12 protein-coding genes are annotated in these 13,509 nt (G+C 64.4%); 4 read left to right on the top strand and 8 right to left on the bottom strand.

Translation table 11 applies throughout. The features are described 5' to 3' along the window. Positions 1–61 precede the first annotated feature (61 nt). Both KVT37_RS30415 and KVT37_RS30420 read left to right on the top strand, forming a co-directional pair. Positions 62–439, top strand: coding sequence for an antitoxin Xre/MbcA/ParS toxin-binding domain-containing protein (locus tag KVT37_RS30415; RefSeq protein ID WP_217578716.1), 378 nt, complete (start codon positions 62–64; stop codon positions 437–439). Further along, positions 399–1,166, top strand: a complete 768-nt coding sequence (locus KVT37_RS30420; protein WP_217578717.1) for an RES family NAD+ phosphorylase — start codon at positions 399–401, stop codon at positions 1,164–1,166. The genes KVT37_RS30415 and KVT37_RS30420 overlap by 41 nt, the downstream gene beginning before the upstream one ends. A 59-nt stretch (positions 1,167–1,225) precedes the next feature. Here the strand turns inward: KVT37_RS30420 and KVT37_RS30425 are convergent, their stop codons facing one another. Next, on the bottom strand, positions 1,226–1,930 hold the full coding sequence (locus KVT37_RS30425; RefSeq protein ID WP_217578718.1) for a hypothetical protein: 705 nt from the start codon (positions 1,928–1,930) through the stop codon (positions 1,226–1,228). Positions 1,931–2,132: 202 nt separating this feature from the next. Between KVT37_RS30425 and KVT37_RS30430 the strand changes: the two genes are divergently transcribed. Then, entirely contained in the window at positions 2,133–3,707 is a 1,575-nt protein-coding gene (locus KVT37_RS30430; protein ID WP_217578719.1) for a glycosyltransferase family 39 protein, read from the top strand. Between the two features lie 88 nt (positions 3,708–3,795). Here KVT37_RS30430 and KVT37_RS30435 read toward each other — a convergent pair whose 3' ends face one another. The 5 genes from KVT37_RS30435 to KVT37_RS30455 all read right to left on the bottom strand — a co-directional run bounded on the left by KVT37_RS30435 (position 3,796) and on the right by KVT37_RS30455 (position 10,095). Continuing rightward, positions 3,796–5,169, bottom strand: a complete 1,374-nt coding sequence (locus KVT37_RS30435; RefSeq protein ID WP_217578720.1) for a class II 3-deoxy-7-phosphoheptulonate synthase — start codon at positions 5,167–5,169, stop codon at positions 3,796–3,798. Between the two features lie 192 nt (positions 5,170–5,361). Further along, the gene (locus tag KVT37_RS30440) at positions 5,362–5,793 is read right to left on the bottom strand and encodes a DUF3995 domain-containing protein (RefSeq protein WP_217578721.1); all 432 of its coding nucleotides are present in this window, start codon (positions 5,791–5,793) and stop codon (positions 5,362–5,364) included. Positions 5,794–5,795: 2 nt separating this feature from the next. Continuing rightward, positions 5,796–6,128 carry an Mpo1-like protein gene (locus KVT37_RS30445; protein WP_217578722.1) on the bottom strand — a complete coding sequence of 111 codons (333 nt, stop codon included), beginning with the start codon at positions 6,126–6,128 and terminating at the stop codon, positions 5,796–5,798. 168 nt (positions 6,129–6,296) lie between these two features. Next, entirely contained in the window at positions 6,297–9,794 is a 3,498-nt protein-coding gene (mfd, locus tag KVT37_RS30450) for a transcription-repair coupling factor (protein ID WP_217578723.1), read from the bottom strand. 13 nt (positions 9,795–9,807) lie between these two features. Further along, entirely contained in the window at positions 9,808–10,095 is a 288-nt protein-coding gene (locus KVT37_RS30455; protein WP_217578724.1) for a succinate dehydrogenase assembly factor 2, read from the bottom strand. Between the two features lie 92 nt (positions 10,096–10,187). Here KVT37_RS30455 and recG point away from each other — a divergent pair, with 92 nt between their 5' ends. Then, positions 10,188–12,296, top strand: a complete 2,109-nt coding sequence (gene recG / locus KVT37_RS30460; RefSeq protein WP_217578725.1) for an ATP-dependent DNA helicase RecG — start codon at positions 10,188–10,190, stop codon at positions 12,294–12,296. Here the strand turns inward: recG and KVT37_RS30465 are convergent. Continuing rightward, a complete protein-coding gene (locus tag KVT37_RS30465) occupies positions 12,248–13,000 on the bottom strand; it encodes a DUF502 domain-containing protein (RefSeq protein ID WP_217578726.1) in 753 nt (250 codons plus the stop codon). The two genes, recG and KVT37_RS30465, sit on opposite strands and share 49 nt — an antisense overlap. Positions 13,001–13,107: 107 nt before the next feature. Beyond that, positions 13,108–13,509 (bottom strand): SIS domain-containing protein (locus tag KVT37_RS30470; protein ID WP_217578727.1); only part of this gene is annotated, 402 nt, incomplete at its 5' end.

The following is a 13,509-nucleotide window of genomic DNA, read 5'->3' on the forward strand; positions in this document are numbered from 1 at the left end:
ACGACCCTTTCCAGATGAATTTTTGTGGACTATATTTTCCACAGAAATGAAGGGTGCGCTCATGCAACGTCCAGTCGCGGTCGCGACGGCGGCCGAAAACGCCGTCATCACCAAGGCCACGCTGCGCGCGGCCGACCTGCTCGACATCACCGCCAGGACTCTCTCTTTGGTCATCGGCGTGTCGGAAGCGACGGTCTCGCGCATGCGCAAGCAGGAATTCCTGCTTGAACGCGGGACCAAGCCGTTCGAGTTGGCGGTGCTGTTCGTCCGCCTGTTCCGCTCGCTCGACGCCATCGTTGGCGGCGACGAGACCGTGGCCCGGGCGTGGCTGAAGAATCCCAACACCACGCTCGATGGCACGCCGCTCGAAAAAATCCTGACGATTGCCGGACTTGTCGATGTCATTGCCTACCTGGACTCCCGCCGCGCTCTCGTCTGAGGCCGTCAGGCTCGAAGGCAAGTACTGGCGAATGGTCGAGGCGCAACACCGCGTTTCGACGCTCAAGCTCGTCGACACGCTCGACGAGCAGGCGCTGCTGGAAGACCTCATCGAGGACACCAAGCCGCGGATCCCGATGGAATGCCGGCATCTCCACTATCTTTTGGCGACGCCCTTTCGCTACGGCTCCGTCTATCCGTACGGCTCGCGCTTCCGCCGCGCCGGCAAGACCAAAGGCGTCTACTATGCCGCCGAGACGGTGCTGACGGCGGTGGCGGAAATGGCCTTCTACCGCTTGCTGTTCTTCGCCGAATCGCCGGCGACGCAATGGCCGAACGACGCGGCCGAGTACACCGCTTTTGCCGCGGCGATCAAATGCGACAGCGCCATCGACCTGACGCGGCCGCCGCTCGATCGCGATGAGAAGGCCTGGACGCACGCCACCGACTATGCCGCCTGCCAGGCGATCGCCGACGTCGCGCGCGAGGCCGAACTGCAGGCGATCCGCTATCGCTCGGTGCGCGATCCCAGGGGCGCCAACATCGCGCTTCTGGCGTGTAAGGGCTTTGCCAAGGCCAAGCCGCTGGAGCCGCAGACCTGGCGCATCCGCATCGGCTCGTTCGGCATCCAGGCGATTTGCGAATTTCCTGACAAGCGGCTCGAATTCTCACGCACCGCCTTTGCCGATCCGCGACTGGCCGGCATGCGCTGGGAGCGCGGCCACTGAACTCGGTAGCTGTGTAGCAATTCAGGTCAGGCCGGCCTCCCCTGAATATCGGCACAAGTCTAGGCAAGAATGTTCACGGCGCGCGCGGCCACCAGTGCGATCGTCAGAAGCGAGATCATCGCCTCGGCCATCATGAGCAGCTTGGCGCGCTGCGTGAGCGGCAAAGTGTCGGTCGGAGAGAACGCCGTGGCATTGGTGAAGGCCAGGAAGACATAGTCTACGAAACCCGGCAGCCAGCCCTGTATCTCGCGATCGGGCAGCGTCATTTGCGGGAACAGAAAGTCCGCCTGCGCCCGCTTGACCAGGCCGCAGGTCGGTGGGCCGCCGCGATCGGTGCTCCAGAACCACAGCGCGAAGACGATCACGTTGGTGACCCAGATGTTGAGCGCGTCGACGAGAAGCGTCGTGCCGGCGCCGGCATGCCCTTCCAGCAGGGCCCGCACCAGGAAAACCAGCGATCCGCAATTCATGATGCTGATGACGCCGGTCATCACCAATGCCGTGCGGCGGATGTAGAGGCGCAGTTGCCCGATCGCGTACCAATGCTCGTGGTCGACGGCGGTGCGCGTCTGCATCTGCGTCCAGGCCGTCGCGATCGACAGGGGCAAGAGCAGCGCCGCCTCGACCGTCGGGGCAAGCCAGCGCGGACCGAAGGACAGGTTGTTGATGACCAGAAGCTGCAGGCAGATGATGACGAGAACCGCCGCGCGCGCCGACCAGAAGTCGAGCCCACGGTGATGGATGACGGCGTGCTGGTGACGCATGGAGGCACCTGAATGGCTAGAACCACAGCGCCCCTGAGCAGCGGGCCGGTTCCAGCAACCATCAGCCGGCCACGATCCATTCCGAAGCGCCGGCGACCGGTTCCATCGCAATCTTGGTTTTACAATGTTGTGGAAGCATACATTTTCGTAAGCTTTTGCTATCGGACTGTTCAGAAATCTGCCGGTGTGATTTTAGGCCCGCATGTCGAGAACCAGCGAATCCGTTCAACTTTGGCCCGCGGCGGGCGCTGCGGAAGGCAATCTGTCTTCACTCTGGAACGGCCTTGTCCAGCACCCGTGGCGGCTGCTGGCGCTTTTGTGCCTGAGCCAGATCGTTTGCTGGACTTTCATGCCGGCGCTCGTCAACGTTGGCCCGCCCCGTGACGTCGTCGAAGGTTTCATGTGGGGCCGCGAATGGGTGCTGCTGACCTATAAGCACCCGCAACTGCCTTGCTGGCTGCTCGAGATCAGCCATCTCGTGACCGGCTCATTCCGCTGGCCGCAATATATGCTGTCGCAACTGATGGTCTCGACGACTTTCGTCCTGGTCTATCTTCTGGCGCGCGACATCATGGGGCCGACCCGCGCGATCGCCGCCGTGCTTCTGATGCCCTCGATCTATTTTTTCGGCTGGCCGACCCCGCAATTCAACCATGACTATGCGCAGATGCCTTTCTGGGCCGGTATCTCGTGGCTGTTGTGGCGCGCGGCGCGCGACGGACGGCCTGGCTGGTGGCTCGCCCTCGGTCTCGTCTCCGGCCTGGGGCTCTATGCCAAGTTCTCGACGGCTTTGCTGCTGGCGTTCGGCGGCGTCTGGCTTTTGTACGACACCCGCGCCCGAAGCCGCTTGGCCACCCCATGGCCATGGATCGGCCTGGCGGTTTTTCTGGGCGTGGTGGCGCCGCTGGCGGTAGAGCTTGTCCGCCTCGATTTCCTGCCGTTTACCTATGCCGCGCATCGCAACGCATGGGTGATCGCCAACCGCGCCCGGCTTTATTACATCGGCGTGCAGCTTGCCGGGCTGTCCGCTTTTCCCGTTGTTCTCGCACTTTCCGGCCTGACGCGACGGCGGGCCGAGCCTGTGCAACAGCCGACCCTTCTCGTGCCGGAGCGGCCTGCGGTCGTCTATTTGGCCTGGATGGGCCTGGGGCCGGCGCTGCTGATCATGGTCGCATCGCTGTTTACCGGCACCGGCGAAGCCTGGGGCGCGACGATGTACAACCTGGTCGGCGCCTTGGCGGTTGCGCTGCTGGGCCAGCGGCTGGGGCCAACGGAGTTGCGCCGGCTGACGGTGCTGGCGCTGCTATGCGTGGTCGGCGTATCGAGCGCCTACGCGGCAACCCGCTGGACGGGCTGCAATGTGCTCGGCCGCCCGCAGCCAATGTGCTGGCCGGCGCGATCGATCTCGCAGACGGCCGAGGCGATCTGGCATGAGACGGTGCCCGGGCCGCTGGGCATTGTCGGCGGCGAGGACGGCGTGGCCCAGCTTGCCGGGCTGGAAGCTGCGGGCCAGCCGTCGATCTTCACGAACCTCGACAGGCGCCTTGCCCCCTGGATCACGGACCAGCGCCTGCGCGATCAGGGCATGCTGCTGGTATGGCCAACAGGCTGGAAACTCACGCCGGTGCAGCAGGCCTGGATTGCCGGCCTGCCGGTCAAGACGGCGCTCTTCGACTGGTCGCTAAAACGGCGACCGATCGAGATCAGCTTTGCCGTCGTTCCTCCCGGGAGAACCAGTTTCCCGGGCGATCCGCCCGGACCGCCCGACCCGGAATGACCGGCAGCGCGCGCTGAATCCATCTGCCAATTAAAAAAGGCGCCGGCATCGCTGCCAGCGCCTCCAATGATCAAGCCTTGCAGCTTTCTCAGGCGTTCGCCACCTGCTTGTGCTGGACCGGATGGCTCTTCTTGAGCAGGTCCGAGACCAGGAAGGCGAGTTCGATCGCCTGGTCGGCGTTGAGACGCGGATCGCAATGGGTGTGATAGCGATCCTGCAGGTCTTCCGCTGTGATCGCGCGGGCGCCGCCCGTGCATTCGGTGACGTTCTTGCCGGTCATCTCGACATGGATGCCACCCGGATGCGTGCCTTCGGCGCGATGCACCTCGAAGAATGTCTGCACTTCCTTGAGAATGCGGTCGAACGGCCGCGTCTTGTAGCCCGCCGCCTCGATCGTGTTGCCGTGCATCGGATCGGACGACCACACCACGTTGCGGCCTTCCTTCTTCACCGCCCGCACCAGCTTCGGCAGGTGCTCGGCAACCTTGTCGGAGCCGAAACGGGCGATCAGCGTCAGCCGGCCCGGCTCGTTCTCGGGATTGAGCAGGTCGATGAGCTCCAAGAGGCCGTCCGGCGTCAGCGACGGCCCGCATTTCAGGCCGAGCGGGTTCTTGATGCCGCGGCAATATTCGATATGGGCATGGTCGGGCTGGCGGGTGCGGTCGCCGATCCAGATCATGTGGCCGGAGGTGGCGTACCAGTCGCCGGAGGTCGAATCGACGCGGGTCAGCGCCTCTTCGTAGCCGAGCAGCAGCGCCTCGTGGCTGGTGTAGAAATCGGTCTCGCGCAGCGCGAAATTGGTTTCCGAGGTGATGCCCACCGCGCGCATGAAGTCCATCGTCTCGGTGATGCGGTTGGCAAGCGCGCCGTACTTCTCGCCCTGCGGGCTGTCGGCGACGAAGCCTAGCATCCAGCGGTGAACGTTCTCCAGGCTGGCATAGCCGCCCTGCGCGAAGGCGCGCAGAAGGTTGAGCGTCGCGGCCGACTGGCGGTAAGCCATCTCCTGGCGCGCGGGATCGGGAATGCGCGACTTGGCGTCGAACTCGATGCCGTTGATGATGTCGCCACGGTAGCTCGGCAGCGTCACGCCGGCCTTGGTCTCGTTGTCGGACGAGCGCGGCTTGGCGAACTGGCCGGCGACGCGGCCGACCTTCACCACCGGCTGCGCGCCGGCGAAGGTGAGCACCACCGACATCTGCAGGAAGACGCGGAAGAAGTCGCGGATGTTGTCGGCGCCATGTTCGGCGAAGCTTTCCGCGCAATCACCGCCCTGGAGCAGGAACGCCTCGCCGGCCGCGACCGCCGCCAGCTGCTTCTTCAGCTTGCGCGCCTCACCGGCAAAAACCAGCGGCGGGAAGGTGGCAAGTTGAGCTTCGGTGGCCTTGAGAGCCGCAGGATCCGGATAGACCGGGACCTGCTTGATCGGCTTTGCTCTCCACGAATTCGGCGACCATTTCGTCATCGCTGCACCCAAACGCCCTTTCGGAGCAACTCCGGGAAAGTCTGAAATTTCCATCGGAATTGCGTCAAAACAAACCGGCGAACGCCCTCGCCCGCCGTGCCAGCCTCGTTACGAGGTCGCGGCTCCTTACACGAAGCCGATTACCTATTCTAGCCGGGTTTTTCAGTGGTGGCGAATGCTTCCGCCGCCTCGTTATGCTGCGTCCGTCAGCGCGAGCAGGAAGAAGCCCAGCCCGAGCAAAAGACAGGAAGGGCTGTAAAGCAGGCTGTCATATCTGGCGAAACGCGTGTTTCTGACCCGCTTGAACAGCCCGAAATATCTCGACCAGCTCAATGCCCGCAGGGTGAATATCGCCGCCCAAAAGATAATTGCTGTCTTCTGCAGCCAGTGCGCCACCGGCAGTTGGATCAGGCCTGCGAAGCCAAGAACGAGCACAAAGACCAGCGTCAGAACCAGACCGACCAGCAGGGCCCCAGCGGCGGTCTCCTTCATCGCCGGGCTGCCGTCCTCGCGTTGAGGCAGCGAAACGCCGGCACCGAGGCGACCGCCCAGACCCCAATAGAGATGAAATCCGGCCCCAAACAGCAGCACGGCAGAACAGGCAGCGACGACCGCCATGTCCATGCCTATCTGCCGGCCTCGTTCAGGCGTCTCAGCTGGCGACCGAGACCGCCCGTCAAATCGAGCGCGAGCATGCGAAGCAGCGCAATGGCACTCCACAAAGGCCGCTCGGCGAAAGGCTTGTTGCTGTTGTGCTCAAGCAGAGGGTGGGTGAACAGGGCTGCAAGGTAGAAGAACGGGATGATGATCAGAAAGGCCCACCAGACCACGAAGAAGGATACCGCGACCCCGACGATTGGCGCGAAGAACAGGCCGAGGTAATGGATAAAGCGGGTTGAAGGTTTTGAATGACCGGCAAGGTAGCCGAGCCAGTATTCATCGAAGGTGTGCGGGTTCATGGATTTCCCCTGCAGCGATGACTTGCAGGGCCGATTGAAACATTGCGTGAAAATACTGCAATAGTCCCAATCGTCGCAGGCCCCGCAAACGCATCCGATCTTTGCAGGTAAGTTACTTTTCTGTTGCAAAGGGTTGCCGGCTGCTACGATCGGCGCCGAACGGAGTACCTACGCCGCCTTGTCGACCAGCCGGGCCAGTTGCGTCATCACCACCGCCGATCCCGCCAGGCGCTTTTCGGCATTCGGCCAGTCGCGCATGAAGACGACGCTGTGGTCGGCCCTGATCTTGGCCAGCGAGCCCTGCTCGCCGATGAACTTGACCAGGCCGACCGGGTTGGGGAACTCGCGCTTGCGGAAGTGGATGACGATGCCCTTGGGGCCGGCGTCGAGCTTCTCGACATTGGCCTTGCGGCAGAGCGCCTTGATGAAGACGATCTTCAACAGGTGCGTCACCTCTTCCGGCAGCGGGCCGAAGCGGTCGATCAGCTCGGCGCCGAAGCCGTCGATCTCCTCGGTGGTCTCGAGATCGCCGAGCCGACGATAGAGCGCCATCCGAAGCTGTAGGTCGGGCACATAACTTTCGGGGATCATCACGGCGGTGCCGACCGCGATCTGCGGCGACCAGCCGCTGTCCTGCGCCTCGCCCGTATCCTTCACTTCGGCGACAGCCTCCTCCAGCATCTGCTGGTAAAGCTCGAAACCGACCTCCTTGATGTGGCCGGACTGTTCCTCACCCAAGAGATTGCCGGCGCCGCGGATATCGAGGTCATGGCTGGCGAGTTGGAAGCCGGCTCCGAGCGTGTCGAGCGACTGCAGCACCTTCAGCCGGCGCTCGGCCGTATCGGTCAGCTTGCGGTTGGCCGGCAGCGTGAACAGCGCATAGGCGCGCACCTTGGAGCGGCCGACGCGGCCGCGCAGCTGGTAAAGCTGGGCCAGACCGAACATGTCGGCGCGATGGATGATCAGCGTGTTGGCGGTCGGTATGTCGAGGCCGGATTCGACGATGGTCGTCGACAGGAGCACGTCGTACTGTCCGTCGTAGAAGGCGTTCATGATGTCGTCGAGCTCGCCTGGCGGCATCTGGCCGTGGGCCACCGCAACCTTCAGCTCCGGCACGGATTCGCGAAGGAAATCATGGATTTCAGCCAGGTCGCTGATACGCGGCACGACATAGAAGGAATGGCCGCCGCGATAGCGCTCGCGCAGCAGCGTCTCGCGGATGACCAGCGGATCGAAGGGCGAGATGAAGGTGCGCACCGCCATGCGGTCGACCGGCGGCGTGGCGATCAGCGACAGCTCGCGCACGCCGGTCAGCGCCAGCTGCAGCGTGCGCGGGATCGGCGTTGCCGACAGCGTCAGCACATGCACGTCGGACTTGAGATCCTTCAGCCGCTCCTTGTGCTTGACGCCGAAATGCTGTTCCTCGTCGATGATCAGCAGGCCAAGATTCTTGAACGAGATCGAAGACCCGAGCAGCGCGTGCGTGCCGACGACGATATCGACCGTGCCTTCGGCAATCCCCTTCTTGGTCTCGGCCAGCTCCTTGGAACCGACCAGGCGTGAGGCCTGCGCGATGCGGATCGGCAGGCCGGAAAAACGCTGCGAGAAGGTCTTGAAATGCTGGCGTGACAAAAGCGTCGTCGGCACCACCACCGCGACCTGGAAACCCTCCATCGCCGCGATGAAGGCGGCGCGCAGCGCCACCTCCGTCTTGCCGAAGCCGACATCGCCGCAGACCAGCCGGTCCATCGGCTTGCCGGCGCCGAGGTCGTCCATGACGGAATCGATCGCCGTCTGTTGATCGTCGGTTTCCTCGTATGGGAAGCGTGCGGCGAACTCGCCATAGAGCCCTTCGGCCGGGATCATGGTTGGTGCAGAGCGCATCTGCCGCTCGGCGGCGATGCGGATCAGCTGCCCGGCCATGTCGAGCAGGCGCCGCTTCAGCCGCGCCTTGCGCGCCTGCCAGGCGCCGCCGCCGAGCTTGTCGAGTGTCGCCTCGGCCGAATCCGAGCCGTAGCGCGACAAAAGCTCGATGTTTTCGACCGGCAGGAACAGCCGGTCGTCGCCCGCATAGTGGATTTCGAGACAGTCATGCGGCGCGCCGACCGCCTCGATGGTGCGCAGGCCGATGAAACGGCCAATGCCGTGGTCGGTGTGGACGACGATATCGCCGGAAGAGAGCGACGAGGCCTCGGCGATGAAATCGGAAGCCTTCTTCTTGCGCTTCGAACGCCGGATCAGCCTGTCGCCAAGAATGTCCTGCTCGGCGACGACCACCATGTCGTCGGTTTCGAAGCCGGATTCGAGCGGCAACACGGCGAGACCGGCCTGCCCCGGCTCGAGTTTTTCGACCTCGGCAAGCGTCGCGACGGGCTTCAGATTGCTGAGATGGTGCTCGGCCAGAATCTGGCCGAGCCGGTCGAGCGACCCTTCCGTCCAGCCGGCGACGATGACTCGGCGGCGCGCCGCGCGCTCGTCGGCAATGTGCTTTACGACAACGTCGAAGACGTTGATGTTGGGATCGGCGCGCTCCTCCGCAAAACTGCGGCCATGCCGCGAGCCGCCATGGAAGACCTTCTTGCCGCCGACATCGGGCGCATCGAAGACGGTGAAGTCGATGTCTTCACGCGGGCCAAGCGACGCCTTGAGATTGTCCGGCGACAGATAGAGCAGGTCCGGCGCCACCGGCTTGTAGGGCACGGCGTCCTTGAGCGCGCTGTCGGCCTGTTTGCGGCGCGCTTCGTAATGGTCGAGGATCAGCGTATGCCGCTCGGCCAGCGCCTCGTGCGCCAGGTGGTCGAAGACGACAGGCGCGTCCGGTAGATAGTCGAACACCGTCTCCAGCCGCTCGTAGAAGAACGGCAGCCAGTGCTCCATGCCGGCAAAGCGCCGGCCTTCGCTGACGGCGGCATAGAGCGCGTCGTCGCGCGACGGCGCGCCGAACGCTTCGATATAGGAGCGGCGGAAGCGACTGATTGTCTCCGGCGTCAGCGCCACCTCGCTCATCGCCTGCAGCGACATCGACTTGCGCTGCCCGGTGGTGCGCTGGGTGGCCACGTCGAAGACCCGGATCGACTCCAACGTGTCGCCGAAGAAGTCGAGGCGCAGCGCCTCGCTCCAGCCCGGCGCGAACAGGTCGAGGATGCCGCCGCGCACCGCGAACTCGCCAAGGCCGCGCACCGTCGGCACGCGCTCGAAGCCTGAGGTCTCCAGCCGCGCGATCAGCGCGTTCATGTCGATCTGGTTGCCGGGCCTGGCGTGGAAAGTTTGCGCCTCGATCAATTCAGCCGGCGGGATGCGTTGTAACAGCGCATTGGCGGTGGTGAGGATCACCGCGCGATGCGGCTTCTTTGCCAGCGCGATCATGGCGGAAAGCGCATCGAGCCGCCGCGCCGCGGCATCGGCGCCGGGCGACACGCGGTCGTAGGGCAGGCAGTCCCAGGCCGGCAGTTCCAGCACCGGCAGGCCAGGCGCGGCAAAGGCGAGCGCCTCGATGATCGCCGGCAGCCGCTGGCCATCGCGCGCCACGAACAGCACCGGCTTGTCCGGAGCGATCTCCTGCGCCGTCTGCACCAGGGCAAAGGCTTCATAGCCGTCGGCGACGCCGTCGACGGTGAACTGGCCGACGCGGCCCTTCGGCAGGCCGATTGTGGGGATAAGGCTCATGGATATGCGTTTTTCAAAATGTCATGGTTCGGCGCGACGCCAGGATCTTTTGCAGCAACGCGCAATCGATATCGGGCGGAACCGGGCGCTCGCCGGTGACCATCGGGAAAAAATCGGTGTCGGGAATTTCGAGAAGTCTCTCATATTGGTCGATTTCATCGCCGGTCAAGGCGCCGATCTCGGCATCGGCGAAGGAGCCGAGGATCAAGTCCATCTCGCGCATGCCGCGATGCCAGGAGCGGAACAAAAGCTTGCGGCGGCGGGGGTCCAGCCCTTCGCTTGATCGCTGTGTTCCGGTCATGGCGCCGCATCCCTGTTGGAGCGGCGCATATAGCGTGGATAGAGAGCGGTGTCAGCCTTTGCGCTGCGGCGCTCGCGACATAAGCTGACACGATGCGTCCTTCCATCCTCGATCCCCTGTTTGTCCCCATCACCTCGCTCGCCGGCGTCGGCCCCAAGGTCGGCTTGCTGATCGAGCGGATCGTGCCGGCTGATCTCGGCGACCGCGCCGCCCGCGCGGCCGACCTTTTGTTCGTGCTGCCCAACACCGTGATCGACCGCCGCAACCGTCCGGGCATAGCGCTGTCCGCCGAGGGCCAGATCGTTACTCTGGAAGTACGGGTCGACCGCCACCAGCCGCCGCCGCGCGGCAACAGGTCGGTGCCGTACCGGGTTTACGCCCATGACGACACCGGCGAGGTCGCGCTGACCTTCTTCCATGCTCATGCCGCCTACCTGCAGAAGATGCTTCCCGAAGGTGAGCGCGTCGTCATCTCGGGCCGCATGGAATGGTTCAACGGCCGCCCCACCATGGTCCATCCCGACCATATCGCGCCGATCGACGAGGCCGAGGGCCTGCCGCTGGTCGAGCCGGTCTATCCACTCACCGCCGGCCTGTCGGCCAAGGTGTTGCGCCGCGCCATCGGACAGGCGCTGGGGCGCCTGCCGGAACTGCCCGAGTGGCAGGACGACGCCTTCATGCGCCGCCACACCTTTGCGTCCTTCGGCGATGCGCTTGCCCGCGTCCACCACCCCAAGGACCCAATCGACGTTGCCGTCGAGGGCTCGGCCTGGCGGCGTCTTGCCTATGACGAATTGTTGGCCGGCCAGGTGTCGCTGGCGCTGGTGCGGGCAAAAATCCGCCGCCTCTCGGGCCGGCCGCTCACCGGCGACGGCAGCATCGTCGAGAAGCTGCGCGCGGCCCTGCCCTACATGCTGACCACCAGCCAGGAATTCGCGCTCGGCGAGATCAACGCCGATCTCGCCGATCCGGAACGCATGCTGCGCCTGCTGCAGGGCGATGTCGGCTCCGGCAAGACGGTGGTGGCGCTGCTTGCCATGGCGCGCGCGGTCGAGGCCGGCGGCCAGGCAGCGCTGATGGCGCCGACCGAGATCCTGGCGCGCCAGCATCTGGCGACGATCGCGCCGCTGGCGGAAAAAGTCGGCCTGCGCCTCGCCATCCTGACCGGCCGCGAAAAAGGCCGCGAACGCACGGAGACGCTTGCAGGCCTTGCCAGCGGCGAGATCGATATCGTCGTCGGCACGCACGCGCTGTTCCAGGAAAGCGTGACGTTTCACGACCTTGTGCTTGCCGTCGTCGACGAGCAGCATCGCTTCGGCGTCCACCAGCGCCTCGCCATCACCGCCAAGGGCGATGCGCCAGACATGCTGGTGATGACGGCCACGCCCATCCCGCGCACGCTGGTGCTGACCGCCTTCGGCGACATGGACGTCTCCAAGCTCACCGAAAAACCGGCGGGCCGGCAGCCGATCCGCACCGTGACCTTGTCGATGGAGCGACTGGACGAACTGGTCGGGCGCATGCGCGAAGCGGTCGCCGAAGGCCAGAAGATCTACTGGATCTGCCCGCTGGTCGAGGAATCCGAGGAAATAAAACTGATGTCGGCGGAGGATCGCTTTGCTTCGCTGAAACCGCTGTTCGGCGACCGGATCGGCCTCGTGCACGGCCGCATGAAAGGCGCGGAAAAGGACGAGGCGATGCGCGCCTTCAAGGAAGGCGAAACGCGGATCCTGATCGCCACGACGGTCATTGAGGTTGGCGTCGACGTGCCGGACGCCACCATCATGGTCATCGAGCATGCCGAGCGCTTCGGCCTTGCCCAATTGCACCAGTTGCGCGGCCGCGTCGGGCGCGGCGACAAGCCGTCATCCTGCGTCCTGCTCTACAAGGACCCGCTCGGCGAGACCGCAAAACGCCGGCTTTCGGTGATGCGCGAGACCGAGGACGGCTTCAAGATTGCCGAGGAAGACCTGAAGCTGCGCGGCGAAGGCGAGTTGCTGGGCACAAGGCAATCCGGCACGCCCGGCTTCCAGGTGGCGCGCCTCGAGTTCCATGCCGACCTGCTCGAAGCCGCGCGCGACGATGCGCGGCTGATCCTGTCGCGCGATCCGGAACTGCAATCCGAACGCGGCGAGGCGCTGCGCTTGTTGCTCTACCTGTTCGGGCGCGACGAAGCAGTGCGGCTGCTGCGCGCCGGCTGAGCGCCAAGCGGCGGGTTGGAAAGGCCGCCTTCGACGGGCTCGCCGTTCAACGTCACCAGCTTGGCCTTGACCTCCGGCGCCACCATGCCGGCCGAGACGATCAGCTTGGCGCCGTCCTCGATCGACATGTCGAGCAGCACGATCTCGGATTTATGCACATACATCAAAAAGCCGGTGGTCGGGTTCGGCGTGCAGGGCATGAACACCGCGATCAGCGGATCGCCCTCCTGGTCGAGCTTCTGGTTGATCTCGGTTTCCTTCTCGCTGGCGACGAAGACCAGCGACCACACGCCCTTGCGCGGATATTCGACCAGCCCGACCTGGCGGAACATGTCGCCCTTGTTCGACAACACCGTCTCGAAGATCTGCTTGAGCGAGCCGTAGATGCCGCGCACCAGCGGCATGCGGCCAAGCAGCCGCTCGCCGAAATTGACGATGGCGCGGCCGACGATGTTGGCCGTCAGGAAGCCAATCAGCGTGATCAGGATAAGCGCCACGATCAGCCCGAAGCCGGGCACCGGGAACGGCAGGTAGGTGTCGGGATTGTAGCGGGCCGGGATGTAAGGCTTCACCCAGGAATCGACCCAGCCGATCAGCGACCAGGCGATATAGGCCGTGATCGCCAGCGGCGCGCAGACGACGAAGCCGGTCAGGAAATAGTTCCTCAGCCGGGTCATGCCAGAGGTCTTCAGGGCGTCGGACATGCGTTCACCACGGCGCAGGGTTGCAACGCCGAGATTAGTGAACCGCGAGCCGGTTTGGAACTGCGAAGTTTTTAAAGGCTGCGCTGTTACGGACGCCGCATAACCCGCTACTCCACCGTCACCGATTTCGCCAGATTGCGCGGTTGGTCGACGTCGGTGCCCATGAACACCGCGGTGAAATAGGCCAGCATCTGGATCGGCAGCGCGTAGATGATCGGCGAGATGATCTCCGGCACTTCGGGCAGGATGATCGTCTCCATCGTCTTGATGCCCGCCTGGGCGGCGCCCTTGGCGTCGGTGATCAGGATGATCTTGCCGCCGCGCGCCGCCACTTCCTGCATGTTCGACACGGTTTTTTCGAAGATGCGGTCATGCGGCGCGATCACGATCACCGGCATGTTCTCGTCGATCAGCGCGATCGGCCCGTGCTTGAGCTCGCCGCCGGCATAGCCTTCGGCGTGGATGTAGGAAATCTCCTTGAGCTTCAGCGCGCCTTCCATGGCGAGCGG

Source organism: Mesorhizobium sp. GbtcB19 (genome assembly GCF_019091085.1).
Taxonomy (GTDB): Bacteria; Pseudomonadota; Alphaproteobacteria; order Rhizobiales; family Rhizobiaceae; genus Mesorhizobium.

Bases quoted from the DNA above. Each gene is read 5' to 3' on its own strand.
- KVT37_RS30415 (WP_217578716.1), top strand. From the start codon at position 62: ATGCAACGTCCAGTCGCGGTCGCGACGGCGGCCGAAAACGCCGTCATC.
- KVT37_RS30420 (WP_217578717.1), top strand. From the start codon at position 399: ATGTCATTGCCTACCTGGACTCCCGCCGCGCTCTCGTCTGAGGCCGTC.
- KVT37_RS30425 (WP_217578718.1), bottom strand. From the start codon at position 1,930: ATGCGTCACCAGCACGCCGTCATCCATCACCGTGGGCTCGACTTCTGG.
- KVT37_RS30430 (WP_217578719.1), top strand. From the start codon at position 2,133: ATGTCGAGAACCAGCGAATCCGTTCAACTTTGGCCCGCGGCGGGCGCT.
- KVT37_RS30435 (WP_217578720.1), bottom strand. From the start codon at position 5,169: ATGACGAAATGGTCGCCGAATTCGTGGAGAGCAAAGCCGATCAAGCAG.
- KVT37_RS30440 (WP_217578721.1), bottom strand. From the start codon at position 5,793: ATGGACATGGCGGTCGTCGCTGCCTGTTCTGCCGTGCTGCTGTTTGGG.
- KVT37_RS30445 (WP_217578722.1), bottom strand. From the start codon at position 6,128: ATGAACCCGCACACCTTCGATGAATACTGGCTCGGCTACCTTGCCGGT.
- mfd (WP_217578723.1), bottom strand. From the start codon at position 9,794: ATGAGCCTTATCCCCACAATCGGCCTGCCGAAGGGCCGCGTCGGCCAG.
- KVT37_RS30455 (WP_217578724.1), bottom strand. From the start codon at position 10,095: ATGACCGGAACACAGCGATCAAGCGAAGGGCTGGACCCCCGCCGCCGC.
- recG (WP_217578725.1), top strand. From the start codon at position 10,188: ATGCGTCCTTCCATCCTCGATCCCCTGTTTGTCCCCATCACCTCGCTC.
- KVT37_RS30465 (WP_217578726.1), bottom strand. From the start codon at position 13,000: ATGTCCGACGCCCTGAAGACCTCTGGCATGACCCGGCTGAGGAACTAT.